The following is a 19,693-nucleotide window of genomic DNA, read 5'->3' on the forward strand; positions in this document are numbered from 1 at the left end:
TTATTAAATTATAATACTAATATATACAAATGTAGCGAAAACATTGGTAAAAAGGTAGTCTTAATTATTTTAATGGTGTACATCTTGTTTATAACAAAAATTCTATATTTGATAAACACTAACTAAAAACAACACCAACCATAAAAACCAAAATGACTTTTGATAAAAAAACTTAGATAAAGCAACGCTTGTACAATTGTATAAACGCATGTTAAAGCCCAGATTAATAGAGGAGAAGATGCTAATATTACTACGACAAGGTAAAATTAGTAAATGGTTTTCTGGAATAGGTCAAGAGGCTATATCTGTAGGTGTTACGTCTGCTATGCTTAAGGATGAATACATTTTACCAATGCATAGAAACTTAGGTGTGTTTACCACCAGAAAAATCCCTTTACATCGTTTATTTTCACAGTGGCAAGGTAAAGCTAACGGATTTACAAAAGGTCGTGATCGTAGTTTTCATTTTGGAACACAAGAGTTTAATATTGTAGGGATGATTAGTCATCTTGGACCACAATTTGGTGTGGCAGATGGTATTGCGTTAGCTTCAAAATTAAAAGATAAAAAACAAGTCACTACTGTATTTACTGGAGAAGGAGGTACAAGTGAAGGCGACATACATGAGGCCTTAAACGTAGCTTCAGTCTGGCAATTACCAGTATTGTTTTGTATTGAAAATAACGGTTATGGATTATCAACGCCAACTAATGAGCAATATAATTGTAAGGATTTAGCAGACAGAGCTTTGGGTTATGGTATGGAAAGCCACATTATTGATGGTAATAATATACTTGAAGTGTATAACACAATGGACCAGTTGGCTAAAAGTGTAAGAGAAAATCCGCGTCCAGTTTTAATCGAATTTAAGACTTTTAGAATGCGTGGTCATGAAGAGGCTAGCGGAACAAAATATGTACCTCAAGCATTAATGGATCAATGGTCTGCAAAAGATCCGATTGATAATTATGAGCAATTTTTAAAAGACGAAGGGCTTTTAACCGCTGGAGAAGTAACCCAATTTAAAGTTGAAATTATTCAAGAAATTAATGATAATTTAGATATCGCTTACGCGGAAAAACCAATCGTTTCAACTGAAGCTAACGAGTTAAATGACGTCTATCGATCGTTTGATTACAAAGAATTTAAAGAACACTCTATAAAGACAGAACAACGTCTAGTTGATGCTATAGCAGAAGGATTAAAGCAATCCATGGAAAAACATGACGACTTAATTATAATGGGTCAGGATGTAGCGGAATATGGTGGTGTTTTTAAAATCACAGATGGATTTGTTAAACGGTTTGGAAAAGACCGAGTGCGTAATACACCAATTTGCGAATCTGCAATAATCGAGACAGCAATGGGATTAAGTGTTGCTGGAATAAAGAGTGTCGTCGAACTTCAGTTTAGTGATTTTGTAACTTCAGGTTTTAATCCTGTGGTTAATTATTTAGCAAAATCTCATTACCGATGGAATCAAAATGCGGATGTTGTTTTAAGAATGCCATGTGGAGCAGGAGTAGCAGCAGGCCCTTTTCATAGCCAAACTAACGAAGCTTGGTTTACTAAAACACCAGGTTTAAAAGTCGTCTATCCTGCATTTCCTTATGATGCAAAAGGCTTGTTAGCAACAGCTATTAACGACCCTAATCCAGTGTTGTTTTTCGAGCATAAAGCCCTATACAGAAGTATAAGACAAGATGTGCCTACAGACTATTATACCATTCCGTTTGGTCAAGCAGCGACTTTAAAAACAGGAGAGGATATTACGATTATAGCTTATGGAGCAGCTGTGCATTGGGCTTTAAATACTTTAGATAAACATCCAAATATTAATGCAGATGTCATAGATTTAAGATCATTACAGCCTTTAGACACTGATACGATATATAAGTCGGTTAAAAAAACAGGTAAAGCTATTATTTTACAAGAAGATTCTTTGTTTGGCGGAATTGCGAGTGATATTTCAGCATTAATAATGGAGCATTGTTTCAAGTATTTAGATGCGCCTGTAAAGCGTGTTGCTAGTTTAGATACGCCAATACCGTTTATTAACCAATTAGAAGATCAGTACTTGTCTAGAGATAAATTTGAAGGTGAATTGTTGAAATTATTACAGTATTAATATTTTTTTAGCATTTAGGTATGATTTTTGGTTTATTTTCGACAAATAACATAAAGTAATAACATGAAATTTTACATTTCTTTTTTTATTCTACTAACAATATCAACGGTAAGCTTTGCTCAAATTGATAGCGAAAATAATGGGTTTGCCATACCTGCTATTGAGAGTGATGATCCTGAAGATGACCCAGAATTAATTATAGATCCTGCTCCTGAAGCCATAGACATTAAACCTGATGAAGATAGCAATAACGAAGTTATAGCGCCAAAAGACGTTAAAACAGTTGCAAAGCCAAGACCTAAATTTTCAGTGTACGAAGAGGATAATAACTTTAGGAATCCAGCCGAATTGTATGCTGGACAATTAAAACGTCAACTTAAATTTAAGGAAGATGACGAAAAGTCTAACAACGGAAGCTTAGTTAATCAGTTTTTAGGAGAATATAAGACTACAGCTAAAGCAGTGAATATTATATACAGAGATCATCAATATCCTGATGGAGATGCAATAAGAGTATATGTTAACGAAGATATTATGGTGTCTAGCGTAACCTTGACGTCAGGGTTTAATGGTTTATTACTACCATTAGATGAGGGAATTAATAAAATAGACTTTCAGGCATTAAACCAAGGAACTTCTGGTCCAAACACAGCAGAATTCCAAGTGTTAGATGAGCTTGGTAATGTTATAGTATCAAATCAATGGAATCTTGCTACAGGTGTTAAAGCCTCAATTGTGGTTGTTAAAGAAAAAGATTCTGGTCTTAAACTTAAATCACAATCAGAAGATAAATCTGAAGCAGATCCTAATCCTAAAAACGACGATTAATTAGGTACAATTCCTAAACTATTAAATAGCTTAGCTTTTGTGGCTAACAATTTGTTTTCTAAAGTAATGGCTTTTACTTGAGCGTCTATCAGCTTATTTTCTCTGCTATTGATTAAAAATACTGAGCTTTCTCCAAAACTAAATTTACGTTCTTCTGCTTGTAGCATCGTGTTGTAATCGTTTACAATATCTGTAATCATTTGGTTTTGGATAGTATAAGATTCAAGCTGTTTAGTTAATGCTTCAATTTTATTTTTAATTTGAAGCTTATTATCCGAATAATCAAACTCAGCATCAGAAATCTTAATTTTACTAATTTTTAAGTCACCACGTTCTTTTCTTAAAAATAAAGGAAAAGAGACATTTATTCTCGCTTTGTAGTTTCCAGCATTAAAAGAATTTGAAACATCTGGAGTTTCGGTTAAAAAATTATATTCAGCATCAATAACAGGTAGTAATTTATTAGCTTTTAATCTTCGGTCAATGTTTAAACCGTCAATTTTACTTTGCAAGGCAAGTAATTTTGGATGGTTATTATTATCGTATTCCAAAGTGTTATCTAAGGCTAATTGATTATCAATTTCTTCATTTAAAATAACTATGGGTTTTATGTTGTCTGTAATTTCAACTGGTGTATTTTTTAGCCAAATAAAATTAGAGGCTTCTAATTTGGACTTTAAAAGATCTACTTTGGCTTGCTCCAATTGTAATGCTCTATTTTTGAATGTTATACCAGCTTCTAAACTATCTATACCAGCTTTGTCACCTGCTAAAACGCTTGATTTTACACCATTAAAACGAATATTAGCATTGTCTAAAAAACGTTTGTAAATTGTAGCTTCTTTATAAGCTTGCAACCAGTTAAAATACGCTACAGAAGCATCATAAAGCACTTGGTTTACCATTAAGTCGCGTTCCGCTTTAGTTTGCTTTTGATAAATTTTCGCTTTTTTAACATCAGCCATACGTTGATTGATTAACAAACCTTGACCTAACGAAAAGCCAATACCTGCACTAAATAAACCATCATCTGGCACTGTATATTCTGGGTTTAGATAGTAACCTGTATTCTCTTCATAATTGGCTTTTAGCTGAATACCATACCAAGTAGGAATTTTGAAAGTGGTTTTTAAACGCTCAAAATATTCGGTGTTTTTATAGTCCTTCTCATTAAAAGTCCCTTCAATTTTGGGATCAAAACTTCCTCTAGCTTTTAAAAGTGTTGCTTCACCTGTGGCTAACTTTAAATTTGCTTGTCTAACTACTGGATGGTTTTGTTTGACATAGCTTAAAAACTCGGTGTAACTAAGGCTGTCTATTTGTTGTGCTGATACTAGTATTGGACACCACAGTAAAATATAATAAAATAGTTTTTTCATATTTATTTTTTATCTGCTTTAGTTGAGGTATTGCTGGCTGGCTGATAGTAATTAGGCGGAAAACCATTTAATTGTCTCCATAACTCATACCAAATTGGTACATCTTCTAATAAGGCCATCGTTTTAGCTCCAGAACCTACACGTACTGCTGTTGGCCACTTGTGTGCTTTTTGTACAGGTGAAAGTAGCACTCTAAATTTTCCGTTTGGACTAATAAATTGCTCGATTGCAACCACTTTTGCTGCGTAAGTACCATAAGATACATTTGGCCAACCACTAAAAATAATAGCAGGCCAACCATCAAACTGGACTCTAAATTCTTCGCCAACATGTACTAGTGGTAAATCTATTGGAGCAATAAAGGTTTCGATAGCAATGTCGTAAGTTGCAGGCATTATTCCTACTAGTTGCTCGCCTTCTTTAAATGTTTCTCCAATTCCTGCTTTTATTGCACGATTGATGTAACCATCTTGTGGTGCTTTGATGTAATACATGTCATTACGCATAGAATAGTTGGTAAAATCGTTTTCCAATTTTGTGACTTGTGCTTCAGCATCAAAACCATTGGATTCTGCTGTAAAACGATCACTCTGTGCTTTTGAAATTTTGTCAGAATACTCAGCACTGATTCTATTTAATTCGACTTTAGCATTAATAATTTGATTCTGAGAGGCTAAGTATTTATTTTCCTGAGAAATCAATTTAGCTTGAGTTTCTTGAAGTTTAAGACGCTTTTCTTCGACTTCAGTCACAGCTTTTAAGCCTTCTGATTGTAATTGCTGAGTACGATTTAATTGTGTTTCTGCAATGTTTAGATTGGTTTTAGCAGCTTCAAAATCTATACTATCACTTTTGGCTTTAAGTTTGGATTGTAGTAATTTATTTTCGGCTTGCTTTAATTTTAGACCACGCTCATTACTTAATGCTGCAATTTGATTGTTTAATGCTTTTACTTTTCCACTGTAGGATTGAACAGACGAAGTTTTTGCTTTAATTTGTTGCCCAGTTCTTTCAACTAAATTTGGGTCGAAATAATCATTTTTGATTTCTGAAATAAACAAAATAGTATCGCCTTTTTTTACAAAATCACCTTCGCGTACAAACCATTTTTCTATACGTCCTGGAATAGGTGATTGGATGGTTTGCGGACGCTGATCTGGGGTTAAAGTTGTAACTAATCCTGAAGCTGTAATATTTTGTGTCCATGGTAAAAATAGCACCACAACACCAATAATACCAGAAATTATTAACAACCGATTAAATTGTTTGTAATGGTTTTTATTAAACGCTTTTTGAACAGAGCTAAACTTACTAATATCCGCTCTATTACTTACACTGTTTTTTGAAATATTCAACATAATTACTTGGTGTTAATTATTTGACCATTATCTAAGGTGATTACTGTTTTTAATTTTGATTTCCACAAGTTATTTTGACTAACAATAACCAATGTCCATGGGTGCTCTGGTGCGCTTAAAAAATCCATCAATTGGTTAGCTTCATTAGTCTCAAATTGATCTAAAGGTTCTTTTAACATTAATAGTTTTGGCTGCTTAATAATACTCCTAGCTAACATTATTTTTTTGGAGACTGTAAAAGATATTCCTTTTCCTTCTGGATAAATCATAGTATTTAAGCCTTCCGGCATTTGCTTAATAGCCTCTCTTAATCCAATGCTTTTTATAACCCAGTCCAATTGTTTGTTGGTAATATCTGTACTTCCAAAAGTGATATTTTCTCTTAAAGTACCTTCAAAAGGAGATTCTTCTGTTAAAATCTGACCAATATTTGCACGATAACTATTAATATTGATGCTAGTTAAATTTTTATCGTTAATATAAATACGACCATTTGTTGGGCAAGTAATTCCTGCTATGATTTTAAGTAAGCTAGATTTTCCTGAGCCACTTTTTCCTTGAATTAAAATACGATCGTTATTTTTTATTTTTAAAGACACGTCTTTTAAAATTGGTTGAGCGCGATCATGTACTAATAGTGATACTTTATCTAATTCGACATTAAAATCAGTATCATCATCATCTAAACACTCGCCATCATAAGGTTCAAGTTCCTTATCTACAACTTTACCCAATTTTTCAATAGAAGTTAGTACATCATAAAATGTTTCTAACCCTAAAATTAGTTTTTCTACAGATGTAATGACTAAAAGAATAATAATTTCAGCAGCTACAAATTGCCCAATATTCATTTGTTGGTTTAATACCAAAGCCCCTCCAATTATTAATAAACCGGCAGTTACAAGGACTTTAAAACCAATTAATTGAATAAACTGTGTAACTAGAATTTTAAAATGTCCTTCTCTTGCTTCAAGATAATCAGTTACTAATTTATCGTTTTTGTTTAAAGCTAAACTAGTTTTACCTGATAACTTAAAGCTAATTACAGAGCGAGCAATTTCTTGTATCCAATGTGCAACCCTATATTTATGATTTGACTCGTCAATACTTGTTTTTAAGCCTTTCTCAGCAGTAAATTTAAAAACAACATAAATAAGTATGATTAATAATGCACCATAAATTATAAAAAACGAATGGTAGAATGAAAGTAAAATTAATCCAAATACAATTTGTAACACAGCTGCAGGAAAATCTATTAAAACTTTAGCAATTCCTTTTTGTACATTAACAGTATCAAAAAATCGATTAGCCAATTCTGGTGGATAATAACCATTTAATTCGCTCATTTTCATTTTAGGAAAACGGTAAGCAAATTCAAAAGAGGCTCGAGTAAATATTTTTTGTTGTATATTTTCTATAATTCTAATTTGCATTAGTTGCAATACACCAACAAAAACTACACCTATTGTCACTAATATCACAAGTACAATCCAAGAGGTGCTTACTTGCGCTGCTGTTAATAAGTTAATTATGGCTTGAATCCCTAGTGGTAGGGATAAATTAACTAATCCTGCAAAAATGGCGTAAAAAAACACCTGTTTTATATCTTTGCGATCTAATTTTAATAAACTTATAAAGCGTTGCCATGCAGTTAGTATTTTTTTACTCATCTGTTGTTATGTTTAAACTTTTAAAAACTAAATCTTTAAAATAATTTGTTGGTGCCTCTTCTGATTTTAAATCTGATATTGATGTAAAATGATCTTTTAAAAAATGTTGATGTAAAGCGCCATCAATTACTGTACTAGCTAGACTAAAGGCGTATTTATAATTAACATCAATTGATAATATCATGTCATGTAAACGTTTTACAAGGCGTTTATAAACCATAAAATAACCATCTTTATTCTCGTTGTCAACCTCCTTAGTTAGGTATGATTTTGAATACTCATTAATAACTATACGTTTTAAAACCACCTCGTTAATATGAGAAAAAGTAGAATCTATCGTTGTTGTTCTGGTTAATATAGTAATGGCTTTGTCAATTTTGTCTATATCGTTTTGAATATTGTTAGTAGAAAACACTAAATGATATTCTAACCAGGTCCAATACCATGACGTTAAGTAGATAAGTAATTTATGTTTACTTTCAAAATAACGATATATACTGCTTTCATTAGAGCCGATTTTTACCCCTAATTTTTTAAATGTAAATGCATCAAAACCTATAGCATCAATTAATAATATACTGTTTTCTACTATACGTTTACCTAGAGCTGACGATTCGGGATCTTTTAAATAGATCTTTTCGTTTATGTTTATTTTTAAATTAGATAAAAATGAATCCATAATAATTACTTTGAATGCAAATATAATAGTAATACTATCACAAATGAAACCAAATTAACTATTCATTAACTTATCTATTGATTTTTAAGGTGTTTTAAGACTTTATGAAAGATGTATCGTTTGGTAATTCAAACAACTCAAGATCAAAATAAGGAACTGCAGCTAAAAAGTGATCAAATAAATCACTCATAACATACTCATAGCTTTCCCAACGTTTGTCTTTACTAAAACAATAGATCTCTAAAGGTATACCTTGTGCAGTAGGTTGTAGTTGTCTAGCCATTAACAACATGTTATCATTTATAGCAGAATGTTGTTGCAGATAGGTTTGTATAAATTTACGAAAAACACCTATGTTTGTTAGATTACGTCCATTAATTAAAACAGATTTGTCAATGGAGTGTGACTGATTAAAATTGTTGATTTTATCTTGCATGGTGTTTAAATAGGTCGATATAATTTCAATATTTTTTAACCTTTCAATATCTTCTTCATTTAAATATTTAATACTGGTTTGCTTAATTAAAATGTGTCGTTTAATACGTCTACCATCAGAATTGGTCATTCCTCTCCAGTTTTTAAACGAGTCAGAAATCAACGCATACGTTGGTATAGTTGTAATTGTATTATCAAAGTTTTGGACTTTTACAGTCGCTAAATTAATTTCAATAACATCACCATCTGCACCAAATTTTTCAAACGTAATCCAATCTCCAATACGTACCATGTCGTTAATAGAGACTTGTATACTTGCTACAAAACCTAAAATGGTATCCTTAAAAATCAATAAAATAATAGCAGTTGCAGCACCAAAACCTGTTAAAAACTTCCATAAAGAATCTCCACCAACAATAACACCCAAAGCCATAACAACTCCAAAAAACCAAGCAAAAATCATAAAAACTTGGATGTAACTATCTATTGGTTTATCTCTAAATCTTGGTAAAGTTTTAAAATAGTTTTTTAAAGTATTTAATAAGCTTCTTGCAATCCATAATCCTAAAATAATACCAGCTATTTGTATGGTTTTTTGAAAAAGTAAATGTAGATTATTAAAATCTTTAAATACAATAGGGATACTTTTTAAAGCAATGTATAACGCAGGTATGTGTGCCACATTTCTTGGGACACGGTTTGAAATTAATAAATCATCAAAATTAGATTTGGTCCTAGAGGCAATTCTTGCAGATATTAAGCGTAAAACCTTTCTAACTAAGACATCTATCAAAAAAATAAACAACGCAACCAAAATAAGTAAAACTGTCATGTTTAAGTATTTTGAGGTAATAGCTGTAAGGCCTAAATCTCTAAAATGGTCGTAAAAAAATGTGCGTATTTAATCATTTGTAAAGTGTAATTATGCTACAAAAGTAAAGGGTTTAAAACGATTACAATAGTAATAAAAACTAAAGATACGTTAAAGTAACTGGTTTGGATTATCTATGGGTGAAATTGCTCCTGGTTGTAAGTTGTCAAGCATGATATTTCCAATTCTAACACGTACTAATCTTAAGGTTGGACAACCAACAGCACTTGTCATTTTGCGTACTTGCCTAAACTTACCTTCTGTTATCGTTACCGAAATCCATGTTGTAGGACCATGTCTTGCATCTCTTATTTTTTGAGATCGTTTTGGTAATATTGGTGTGTTTTCTAATTTAAAAACAGTACAGGGTTTGGTTTGATATTTCTTACCATTAAAACCAATTTCAACACCATCGCATAAGTTTTGTATCGCTTTCGCGGAAATATTGCCATCCACCAAAGCATAGTATTCTTTTTCAATACCAGATTGGTTAACATAATCGCTTAATTTTCCGTCAGTAGTTAGCAACAGCAAACCTTCACTTTTTTCGTCTAAACGTCCAATAGGCATAGTACCTTCAGGAAAATCACCTAACTCTCTTAAAAAACGTTTACGTTGTTCTTTTTTAGCATTGCTAGAAAACTGACTCAACATTTTGTAAGGCTTATAGATTTTAAAGTGTTTGTGGTTTTCCAATGTATGGCTTGTATTATGAATTCTAATTATAGTTTTTTTCAGCTCTCAAAATTATTCCAACAAGAATAAAGTGAACAGATCAAGGTTATTTCGAATAAAAATCGCTAATATTTGTATTGAAAAGCGGTCTAATTCCTGTTTAAAATCTCAAATACTAAAGCTTTAGTTAAGGGTTGTCCATTAGCTTTTTCACGTATTAAATCATAGCTAAATCTAAAGTCGCAACCTGTTTTGTAAGCACTACAACCATAAGCTGTTTTTCCTTTAATAATGGTGCCTTGTTTACATTTAGGGCAAATGTTGTCGTCTGCTTTAGCGGTAGTTTGAGATGCTTTTTTATGCTTTGGTTCTAGTTTTAATTTAAAATCATTATCAAATCTAAGTAAACCTTCAACTGAAGCACCTTCAATTTTAAACCCTTTCAAGTTTACAGTAGAACCTTTATCTAGCAAACGTTTGTACTGGTTTTCTGATATTTTTTTCCACCATAATCAAACGGTAAGACAAAGTCACAAGTCTTACCATAAGCACTACAGCCATAGGCAGATTTTCCTTTTAAAATTTGTCCAGTTTTACATTTTGGACAGGCTTTACCAACAATACCTTTTGTAGTTGCTTTGGTCTTTTTAGTTTTGGCTTTACCTGTTTTATTATTGGTGTAGCTAATTTTGGCTTCCACTTTTTCGGTACGTACTTCATAGACCAATTGATCTACCATTCTTTTCATGTTGTTTATAAACGCTGAAGCAGAATATTCGCCTTTTTCAATATCTTTTAGTTGCTTTTCCCAAAGACCAGTTAACTCAGCAGATTTAAGTAGGTCATTTTTTATAATATCTATCAACTGAATACCTGTAACTGTTGGTAATACCTGTTTTTTATTACGTTTAATGTATTTACGTCTAAAAAGGGTTTCAATAATATTGGCTCTTGTAGATGGTCTACCAATACCATTTTCTTTCATTAAATCACGTAACTCATCATCATCAACTTGTTTTCCTGCGGTTTCCATAGCACGTAGGAGAGAGGCTTCAGTATACTGATTAGGTGGTTTGGTTTGCTTTTCTAGAAAACTAGGTGTGTGTGGTCCTTTTTCGCCTTTAACAAAAGCAGGTAAGGTACCAGCTTCTCGTGTTGGACTGTCTTTAGTTTCAAATACAACTCGCCAACCTTTATCTAAAATTTCTTTTCCTGTAGTTTTAAAATTGACGCTTTCGGCTTTACCTATAACTGTGGTGTTTGAGACCTTACAGTCGTCATAAAAAACAGCTATAAATCGTCTAGTAATAATATCATAGACTTGTTGCTGATTGTACTGTAGGTTACTTTGTACACCAGTCGGGATAATAGCATGGTGATCTGTAACTTTAGCATCATCAAAAACTTTTTTAGACTTCTTGATTTTTTTAGCTAAAACAGGTGCTGTTAAACTAGCATATTGTGTCAGGTTTTTTAAAATACCTGGAACTTTTGGGTAAATATCATTAGGTAAAAATGTAGTATCAACTCTGGGATAAGTCACAACTTTCATTTCATATAACTTCTGTACTATTTTTAAAGTTTCGTCTGCCGAAAATCCAAATTTGGTATTACAATATACCTGTAGTCCTGTTAAGTCAAATAATTTAGGAGCGTATTCATTACCTTTCTTTTTGGTAATAGATACAATTTCAAAATCATGAGCTTTAACAATATTAGCTAGTTTTTCGCCATCTTCCATTTTTAAAAACCGTCCCTCTTCATAACTAAATAAAGTATCACGATACAAGGTTTGTAGTTCCCAATAGGGTTGTGGTTTAAAGTTTTCTATTTCTTTCCAACGGTTGACAACCATGGCTAAGGTTGGTGTTTGCACACGACCAACACTTAAAACTTGTTTGTAACCACCATGTTTTACTGTGTACAAACGCGTCGCATTCATGCCCAAAAGCCAGTCACCAATAGCCCTAGAAAATCCAGCGTAATATAGGTTATCGTATTTTTTACTTGGTTCTAATTTTTCAAAACCTTCTTTTATAGCTTCGGTTGTTAAGGAGCTAATCCATAAACGTTGGACTTCACCTTTATAATTGGCTTGGTCTAAAACCCAACGTTGTATTAATTCTCCTTCTGTTCCTGCATCACCACAATTTATAACAACATCTGCTCTATCAAATAGACTTTTTACTATTTTAAATTGTTTTTGAATCCCAGAATCTTTGGTGACTTTGGTTTCAAACTTATCAGGTAGCATAGGTAAGTTGTTTAAATCCCAACTTTTCCAATACGGTTTATAATCGTTTGGTTCTTTTAAAGTGCAAAGGTGACCAAAAGTGTAAGTTACTGCATAACCATTGCCTTCAAAGAAACCATCACGTTTAGTTTTGGCTCCTAATACTTGGGCTATTTCTCTAGCAACACTGGGTTTTTCGGCAATACAGACTTTCAAAAGCTTATAAAAATTTAGACTTGCAAAGTAAATCAATTACTTAAATTAATAAAAGGGTTTTCTCAGTAGTTATTAACTAGATTCTAAAATAGATAGTGATGCAAAGCTGTAAAAGCTATGTTTTGTTTTTAAACACTTTATTTTTAATGTTTTGTAAGTGTTTTATGACTGAACCACGACTTGAAAAAACATGATTTAAAACAAGTGAAGATAATAAAGCTATAAAGGCTAAAGTCCCTAAAGCACCACCATAACCATTAAAAAAACGACTTTTATTGATGTAAACAAGACTAAATAAAACACCTGCAACTACTAATAAAAGATAATTGTTGCGACCTTTAGGTGATGCCATACCTATAAATGTTGCTCCAATAAAAACTACAGGAATGCTTTTGGTTAAATACACATTTAAAACGTCTGGAAAAACATAAAAAAACAAGCCAACAATTAAAGCTAATAAGGATGAGGCTCTAACAGCACCTTGGTTTAAAGACTCACTAACATAAAATGTAAGTGTGGCACCTATTATACTAGTAATAATAATGATAATACTGTTAATAAACATATAACCAATGTATTAATGTTACAATAATAACGCCTGCAAAAGCTAAAGCACCAAGCTTACCACCAATACCTAAAAACAGATTTTTAGATAGCATATATAATAACCCAGTAATGATACCTGCAGCAATTACAAAACCAATGGAAGGTGTGATTTGTGCACTTGACATACCAACAAAAGCACCACAATATATAACTGTCGGTAATTGTTTTAGATAATTAGATTGACTATTAAGCTGTGGTATAAATGAGGCTAAAACACCAATAATACCAGCAGCTAAGACGCTACCTAAACCAAATATAATATTTAAGACATAACATAAAACAGCTCCAATGGGTACCCAAATTGCTACAGATAAACGCTCATATTCATAGGTTTCATGATGTAAATCTAAATAGCGATAGGCAAAATAAATAGCTAGAATAATAGCTACTATAGCCACTACAATCATAAAATTATGATTTGCATAATGCTCTTTTATAATCATTGCCAAAAAAAGGATTGAATTATTAAAAGCAGGATAACAGTAAAACGTCGGATATTTTTATGTGTGTTCACTTAAAAAAGTTATAGCGTATTAATTTTTGCGTGACACAAAACTAGTATTATTTTGGAAAACACAGGCATTTTTTAAGGTATAACCAAAGGATTATAAAGCTTATGTCGTGTTTTTATATTAATGAATAACCATGTTTTACTAAAAAAAGAATAAAGTCAAACGGTTCTTAACTTTCAATATAATTAATATGATTCTTATATATGCTAATTTACTTTTAAAATTCTAAGGTTCTTTCAGATTCATTTTAAGTCACGTTAGAGTTTTTATAATAAAGTATAATAGTAATAAGCAAAAAAGGTAATCCTAAATACGGATTACCTTTTATTTTTTTAAAATTTAAAGTAGATTTATTTTAACCCATAAACACTCTGGTTTTTTGGGTATTTAACTGTATATCTAAAGGTTTCAATAATTGTTTCTCTAGGTTTTAAATCCATAGTCCATAACAGTTTACCAATGTTTTCTGTGTAATCGGCATTACCTTTGTTATCTAAAGTGACTAATACATCTTTGTTTTGCGATACAGGGATTTGATCCAAAATTTCAATTTTAATTGGTGTCGCTTTTTTGTTTTTAACAACAATCTCATAACCAAACGTTTCTTTTTTATTGCTACCAATAAATTTAGATGACGTGTATTTTTTTATAGGAATACGTTCTACCACAATACTGTTATCGCGTCCCATAGATATAAATAATTCTTTTGCAGTGACTTCCGGATTAATATGAGATTTACCAACAAAAGCGCCTTCAAAAAAGATATTAGCTTGTCCTGCTACTAAATTGTATTGACTCCAATCTGTTATTTTAGCTAGTAAAAAAGCACCTCTATCTAACTTTGGAACAGTGTGATAAATATAGTCTGTTTTTAAATTAAAGGATTGTAAAGCCACTACGTTTTCTTTACCATCACTTGTAATTGAGCGTTTTGTTAAAATATCAAAGTCTACTGTTAATTGGTTTTCTGATATGCTTGATGGATTATTATATCTAGCATCTTGTGTATAGGCCATATTACTTACAGAAACTTCTTCAAATTCAACTTCTTGAAGCCTTTCTAATTCCTGCTGATATATGTTAGCGTATAATGGACCTAAAATAGGTCTATTGTTATTTTGTGACGGATTACCAGTGCTAATCGTTAAGTCTACTTCATTCCAATCTAACCCTGTGTTTTGATATATTGCAGCTTTATACGTTAGCTCTACATCTTCCGTAATACTTTTTGATCTTAGATCGTATATCGGTTTCCAACCTACATTACCAACCACATATTTACAATCAATAACAATGTTTCCAGCTTTTTTTGAATCTATTTGTAATACAATGTTTCCGCTGGGTTTATTAAATTTAGCATTAAGCTCGTTTAATTGCTGGTTAAGCTTTGTAACTTTTTCTTTGATAGGTTTTTCTTTTTTGTCCAATGCTGTTAATTTCTTTTTTATCTCTAAGTATTTAGTTTGATAAATGTCACTTAATTCTATAACCTGTTGTGGTGTAAAACTAGAATTAGCACCTCCTAAATCTTGATTTTTATTAAGTATTTGCTCGATACCCAACAAACTATTACGTTGGTGTGACAATAAAATTAAATCATCATTTAACAATTCTAATTGCTCTTTTAAAGTTTCAATATCTTTATTATTGACATTAGAAACCAGGTAGTTGTTTTCATATTTAGCAGATACCAATATAGTATTAGAGTTGTTAAATTGTACTTGTAAACTAGATGGGTTTATAGATGTAGAAACACCTGTTAATACAATTTCTTGCGATCCAGTTTTTGTTATAAATGTGGCTTCTCTTGTAATTTCAGCATTACTTTTAAAGACTTTTACAGCTTTGATTTTAGAATCAATTGCTGTTTGAGAAAATACAGTAATACTGGTGAAGAGTAGAAGTAGACTAAATAGTTTGTTCATATATATTTTTTTACGAAGTTATAATAATAAGATGAAATGAAAAGCAACAATGAGTAAACCAAACTTATGATTGAGGGAAGTTGTGGTTTTGATTAGTGAGCTACAACAAAACATTTTGTTATATGTCCATTAGGGAATTTTAGCCACAACATAGGTGCGTATTGTTCAGATTGATAGACCTCTAATTTTGGTTTAACTTTAGTGTAACTCTGCCAGTCTACGTTTGTATGAACATCTACTAACCAATCTATTTTTCTAGGAATATAAAACTTACAGGTTTTAAAGGTGTCCAATTGGTTATAATTAAAATAAAAACCATAAACACAAGCGTTATTTAGTGTTTTAAACGTAATATTTTGTCCATATGGGATAAAAAGTTGTGCTTTAAAATAGATCTGTTGTTTTATATTTTCAGAATCAAGTTTTAAGTTATTTAAATAGGGTTTAGTAACAGGTTTGTGTAATAACGGAAGTTGTTTGTTTTTTAGTTTTTCTAATTTTTCAATTAAACTATCACGACGCATAGGACCAATAAGTTGGTCAATCTCTTTTAGACCTAAAGAAGTATCATATAGATAAAATTTAAACTGAATTTCTAAATGATAAACTTGCGTTTTATACTTGTACAAACAGTCTAATTCACCAATAGTTAAGTTGGAATTTTCCTGTATTTGAATATTTTTTGCTAAAATAGTAGTAGACTCAAAACGATCAAGTTCTTCAAAAACAAAGTGTTCTACAAGTAATCCAAGACGGATATTTTTTTTAATCTCTTTATTAAAAACAAAAGCGTTATCAAGCTGTCTTGTAAATACTTGCATAGTATTAATTGAACTGTTAAATAAATGCGGAGTATTGAAAAATCCCGAAAACTGAGCTTGAATTGGTGTACTGTTTTGTGTCATATTATAATTGTAAAAATAGACATTATAATTTTTTTTGCAGATTATTTGTCATAACCCTTTAATTCGTTGTATTTTTGCACATCTCAAAATTTAAAAAACTACTATTAATTAATGTCTGTGAAAACTATAGAATTACAAGAACGCAAAGAAGGAAAAAGTCTTTATAGTTACCAAAAAGGTGCTATTGACAAGATTTTTAAATGTTTTGAAGAAGCTCCAGAAGATTACCATTTATTATACCAACTACCAACAGGAGGTGGTAAAACGGTGATTTTCTCTGAAATTGTAAGACAATATTTAAAAACACACAAAAAGCAAGTGTTAGTAATGACACACCGTATTGAGCTTTGTAAACAAACATCTAGAATGTTATCAGAGTTTGGCGTGTCTAACAAGATTGTAGATAGTAAAGCAGATTTGTCAGATCAGCACGAGTTTAATTGTTTCGTGGCAATGGTAGAGACGCTTAACAACAGATTAAACGATAATAAACTAGACATTTCTGACATTGGTTTGGTTATTATTGATGAGGCGCACTACAACAGTTTTACTAAGCTTTTTAAGTTTTTTGAAAAATCATTTATTCTTGGGGTAACAGCAACGCCTTTAAGTAGTAATATTAACCTTCCAATGAAGGATAATTATAACGAGCTTATTGTTGGTGAAACGATTCAATCCTTAATTGAAAACGAATTTTTAGCACGTGCTGAAGTGTATAGTTACAATGTAGGTTTAACCTCATTAGTAGTTGGTGCTAACGGAGATTATACCGTTAAATCATCTGAAGATTTATACACCAATACGGACATGTTAACTAAGCTTATTCAAGCTTATGAAGAACGTTGTAAAGGTAAAAAGACGCTAATCTTTAACAACGGTATTAACACATCATTACATGTGTATGATACCTTTAGAAGAGCAGGTTATCCTGTTGCACACCTAGATAATAACAATACTAAAAAAGAGCGTAAAGAAATCCTAAGATGGTTTAAAGAAACGCCTGATGCTATTTTAACCTCTGTAAGTATCTTAACAACAGGTTTTGATGAGCCTACAGTAGAGTGTATCATGCTTAACAGAGCAACAAAATCTTTAACACTATACTACCAAATGATTGGTCGTGGATCACGTATCTTAAAAGATAAAAGCGGATTTACTGTAATTGATTTAGGTAACAACTTACACCGTTTTGGGCCTTGGGGAAGTGACCTTGATTGGCATAAAATTTTCCGTTCTCCTAATTATTACTTAGATGGAATTTTAAGTGATGAAGAACTTGAAAATAACTTTAGGTATGAAATGCCTGAAGACTTACGTGAACAGTTTAAAAAGTCTGAACAAGTCTATTTTGATATCAAAAAATGTTATATAGATAGTATTAGAGCTGGAGAAAGCTCTAAAGTTGTTCTAGAACGTTCTATACAACACCATGCACACATTTGTACAGAAAATAGTGAAGATCTTTGGGATGCTTTAGCTTTAGCTAAGTTATTAGGAGACGATATAGATTACCGTATCTCTCGTTATACTAAATGTATCAGTAAAAGTACACACAATTTTGTGGAGTGGCTGAAAGAAGATTATCGTAAAAAATTGAATTCGTATTTAAGAACTAATTTTGACGAGATTTTTGAAGAAATTAATGGTTTTCCTCCAGAAGAATAAAATTATAAAACCAGTACTAGTATCCAGTCGCAGTTTGCAGTTGCTACTTTTGTAATACATTAAAATAACTATTGACTAATTACTAAAATTATGACGTTTAGAGACCTTGGCTTAGATAAAAATTACGTTAAATCGTTAAAAGAAGTGGGTATTAAAACCCCAACTCAAATTCAAGAACAAGCCATACCTACATTGCTTAAAAAGACTACCGATTTTATTGGTTTAGCGCAAACAGGTACTGGTAAAACAGCTGCATTTGGTTTACCGTTACTGCATAAAGTCAATTCTAAAAAAGATGCAGTTCAGGCGTTAATTATTGCACCAACTAGAGAGTTAGTACAGCAAATAAAAAAACAGTTATTTAAATTTACCAAGTATAACAACTCTAAAATATTTTTAGAAGGTGTTTATGGAGGAGAAAAAATAGATATTCAGCTTAAAAACGTAGCCAGAACAACACATATAATTATTGCAACTCCTGGTCGATTAGTCGATTTAATTAACCGTGGAGCAGTTAATCTTTCTGATGTAAAAACCATTGTTTTAGACGAAGCAGACGAGATGCTAAGCATGGGATTTAAAAACGATTTAACAACTATTTTAAGTGGTGTAACTGGTCCAAAAAACACGTGGTTATTTAGTGCAACCATGTCAGACGATTTAAAAGCAATTGTAAAACGTTACATTGCAGATGAAGCGATTAGATTAGAAATTGATAGAACTAGTATTGTTAACCAAAATATCACTCACTTTTTTGTCGAAACCTCATTACATGAAAAATCGTCTACTGTAATGCGATTATTAGAGGATAGAGAAGACCAACGTGGTATAATTTTTACACGTACAAAAGCTGGTGCGCAAGCATTAAAACATCAATTAGAAACCGAAGGGTTTAATGTTGGTGCCTTAGAAGGTGATATGCAACAAAAAGAACGTGATAAAGTAATGCGTGCTTTTAAAAATACTAGTTTACAATTACTAATTTCTACAGATGTATCTGCTAGAGGTATTGATGTTAACGACTTAGCATTTGTCATGCACCACCAACTGCCAGAGCATATAGAGTATTACACTCACAGAAGTGGTCGTACAGCACGTGCTGGTAAAAAAGGAGAATCTATTGCTTTAATTTTAGGAAACGAATACAAAGACCTTAAAAAAATCGAACAAACCTTAGGTATTAAAATGAAACAAATTACTGTATAAGTAGCTTAAACAAGCTATTTACAATATAAAAAAAGCCTAATCTAACGATTAGGCTTTTTTTATTATCTATTGATAAGGGTTTATTAATGGGCTTTCATTTTACCCTTTCTTTTAGCTAATTGACGCTCTAATTGCGTAACAACTTCACTAACACTTTTATGTAATGTTTCTTTGCTTTCTTCAGCAAATAATCTTGGTCCTGGTGCACTTAACCTGATACCTGCAATTTTTCCAGATTTATCATCATGTGTATTCTCTAATTTAAAAAACACATCTGCTCGTACTATAAATTCGTATTTATTAAACAATTTTTGGATTTTATCAGCAGTAAATGTTTCTAAATCTTCACTTGCTTTCACCTTATCATATTCAAAATTGATATCCATATATTTAAATTTTAAG

Annotated in this window: 15 protein-coding genes and 1 pseudogene; 4 read left to right on the top strand and 12 right to left on the bottom strand. The window is 31.6% G+C overall.

Annotated features, from left to right (window positions below; genetic code table 11):
* Positions 1–208 precede the first annotated feature (208 nt).
* Together AC0L4B_RS11785 and AC0L4B_RS11790 are read left to right on the top strand one after the other, a co-directional pair.
* Complete coding sequence (locus AC0L4B_RS11785; protein WP_473437080.1) at positions 209–2,128, top strand: alpha-ketoacid dehydrogenase subunit alpha/beta; 1,920 nt, start codon at positions 209–211, stop codon at positions 2,126–2,128.
* 63 nt (positions 2,129–2,191) lie between these two features.
* Complete coding sequence (locus AC0L4B_RS11790; RefSeq protein ID WP_473437081.1) at positions 2,192–2,956, top strand: hypothetical protein; 765 nt, start codon at positions 2,192–2,194, stop codon at positions 2,954–2,956.
* Here AC0L4B_RS11790 and AC0L4B_RS11795 read toward each other — a convergent pair.
* The 11 genes and pseudogenes from AC0L4B_RS11795 to AC0L4B_RS11845 form a co-directional block, all read right to left on the bottom strand.
* Positions 2,953–4,335, bottom strand: a complete 1,383-nt coding sequence (locus AC0L4B_RS11795; RefSeq protein WP_473437082.1) for a TolC family protein — start codon at positions 4,333–4,335, stop codon at positions 2,953–2,955. The genes AC0L4B_RS11790 and AC0L4B_RS11795 overlap by 4 nt on opposite strands.
* A 2-nt stretch (positions 4,336–4,337) precedes the next feature.
* Positions 4,338–5,693, bottom strand: a complete 1,356-nt coding sequence (locus AC0L4B_RS11800) for an HlyD family secretion protein (RefSeq protein ID WP_473437083.1) — start codon at positions 5,691–5,693, stop codon at positions 4,338–4,340.
* 2 nt (positions 5,694–5,695) lie between these two features.
* Positions 5,696–7,363 carry a peptidase domain-containing ABC transporter gene (locus AC0L4B_RS11805; RefSeq protein ID WP_473437084.1) on the bottom strand — a complete coding sequence of 556 codons (1,668 nt, stop codon included), beginning with the start codon at positions 7,361–7,363 and terminating at the stop codon, positions 5,696–5,698.
* Positions 7,356–8,042, bottom strand: a complete 687-nt coding sequence (locus AC0L4B_RS11810) for a TetR/AcrR family transcriptional regulator (RefSeq protein ID WP_473437085.1) — start codon at positions 8,040–8,042, stop codon at positions 7,356–7,358. Before AC0L4B_RS11810 ends, AC0L4B_RS11805 begins: the two co-directional genes overlap by 8 nt.
* 94 nt (positions 8,043–8,136) lie before the next feature.
* On the bottom strand, positions 8,137–9,309 hold the full coding sequence (locus tag AC0L4B_RS11815) for a mechanosensitive ion channel family protein (protein ID WP_473437086.1): 1,173 nt from the start codon (positions 9,307–9,309) through the stop codon (positions 8,137–8,139).
* Positions 9,310–9,459: 150 nt separating this feature from the next.
* Positions 9,460–10,044 carry a pseudouridine synthase gene (locus AC0L4B_RS11820; protein WP_473437087.1) on the bottom strand — a complete coding sequence of 195 codons (585 nt, stop codon included), beginning with the start codon at positions 10,042–10,044 and terminating at the stop codon, positions 9,460–9,462.
* A gap of 128 nt (positions 10,045–10,172) precedes the next feature.
* Positions 10,173–12,472, bottom strand: a pseudogene (locus AC0L4B_RS11825) (type IA DNA topoisomerase).
* Between the two features lie 115 nt (positions 12,473–12,587).
* Positions 12,588–13,037 (bottom strand): hypothetical protein, encoded by a 450-nt coding sequence (locus AC0L4B_RS11830; RefSeq protein WP_473437088.1) that lies wholly within the window; start codon positions 13,035–13,037, stop codon positions 12,588–12,590.
* Complete coding sequence (locus AC0L4B_RS11835) at positions 13,027–13,521, bottom strand: hypothetical protein (protein WP_473437089.1); 495 nt, start codon at positions 13,519–13,521, stop codon at positions 13,027–13,029. Before AC0L4B_RS11835 ends, AC0L4B_RS11830 begins: the two co-directional genes overlap by 11 nt.
* Before the next feature lie 419 nt (positions 13,522–13,940).
* On the bottom strand, positions 13,941–15,515 hold the full coding sequence (locus AC0L4B_RS11840) for a DUF4139 domain-containing protein (protein WP_473437090.1): 1,575 nt from the start codon (positions 15,513–15,515) through the stop codon (positions 13,941–13,943).
* A gap of 92 nt (positions 15,516–15,607) precedes the next feature.
* Positions 15,608–16,420: a DUF1853 family protein gene (locus AC0L4B_RS11845; protein WP_473437091.1), complete on the bottom strand. Its 813-nt coding sequence runs from the start codon at positions 16,418–16,420 to the stop codon at positions 15,608–15,610.
* Between the two features lie 111 nt (positions 16,421–16,531).
* Here AC0L4B_RS11845 and AC0L4B_RS11850 point away from each other — a divergent pair, with 111 nt between their 5' ends.
* Complete coding sequence (locus AC0L4B_RS11850) at positions 16,532–18,085, top strand: DEAD/DEAH box helicase (protein ID WP_028290032.1); 1,554 nt, start codon at positions 16,532–16,534, stop codon at positions 18,083–18,085.
* Positions 18,086–18,172: 87 nt separating this feature from the next.
* Positions 18,173–19,291 (top strand): DEAD/DEAH box helicase, encoded by a 1,119-nt coding sequence (locus tag AC0L4B_RS11855; RefSeq protein ID WP_473439441.1) that lies wholly within the window; start codon positions 18,173–18,175, stop codon positions 19,289–19,291.
* Between the two features lie 83 nt (positions 19,292–19,374).
* Here AC0L4B_RS11855 and hpf read toward each other — a convergent pair whose 3' ends face one another.
* Positions 19,375–19,677: a ribosome hibernation-promoting factor, HPF/YfiA family gene (gene hpf / locus AC0L4B_RS11860; protein ID WP_473437092.1), complete on the bottom strand. Its 303-nt coding sequence runs from the start codon at positions 19,675–19,677 to the stop codon at positions 19,375–19,377.
* Positions 19,678–19,693 lie beyond the last annotated feature (16 nt).

Source organism: Olleya sp. NP1-10 (genome assembly GCF_055804415.1).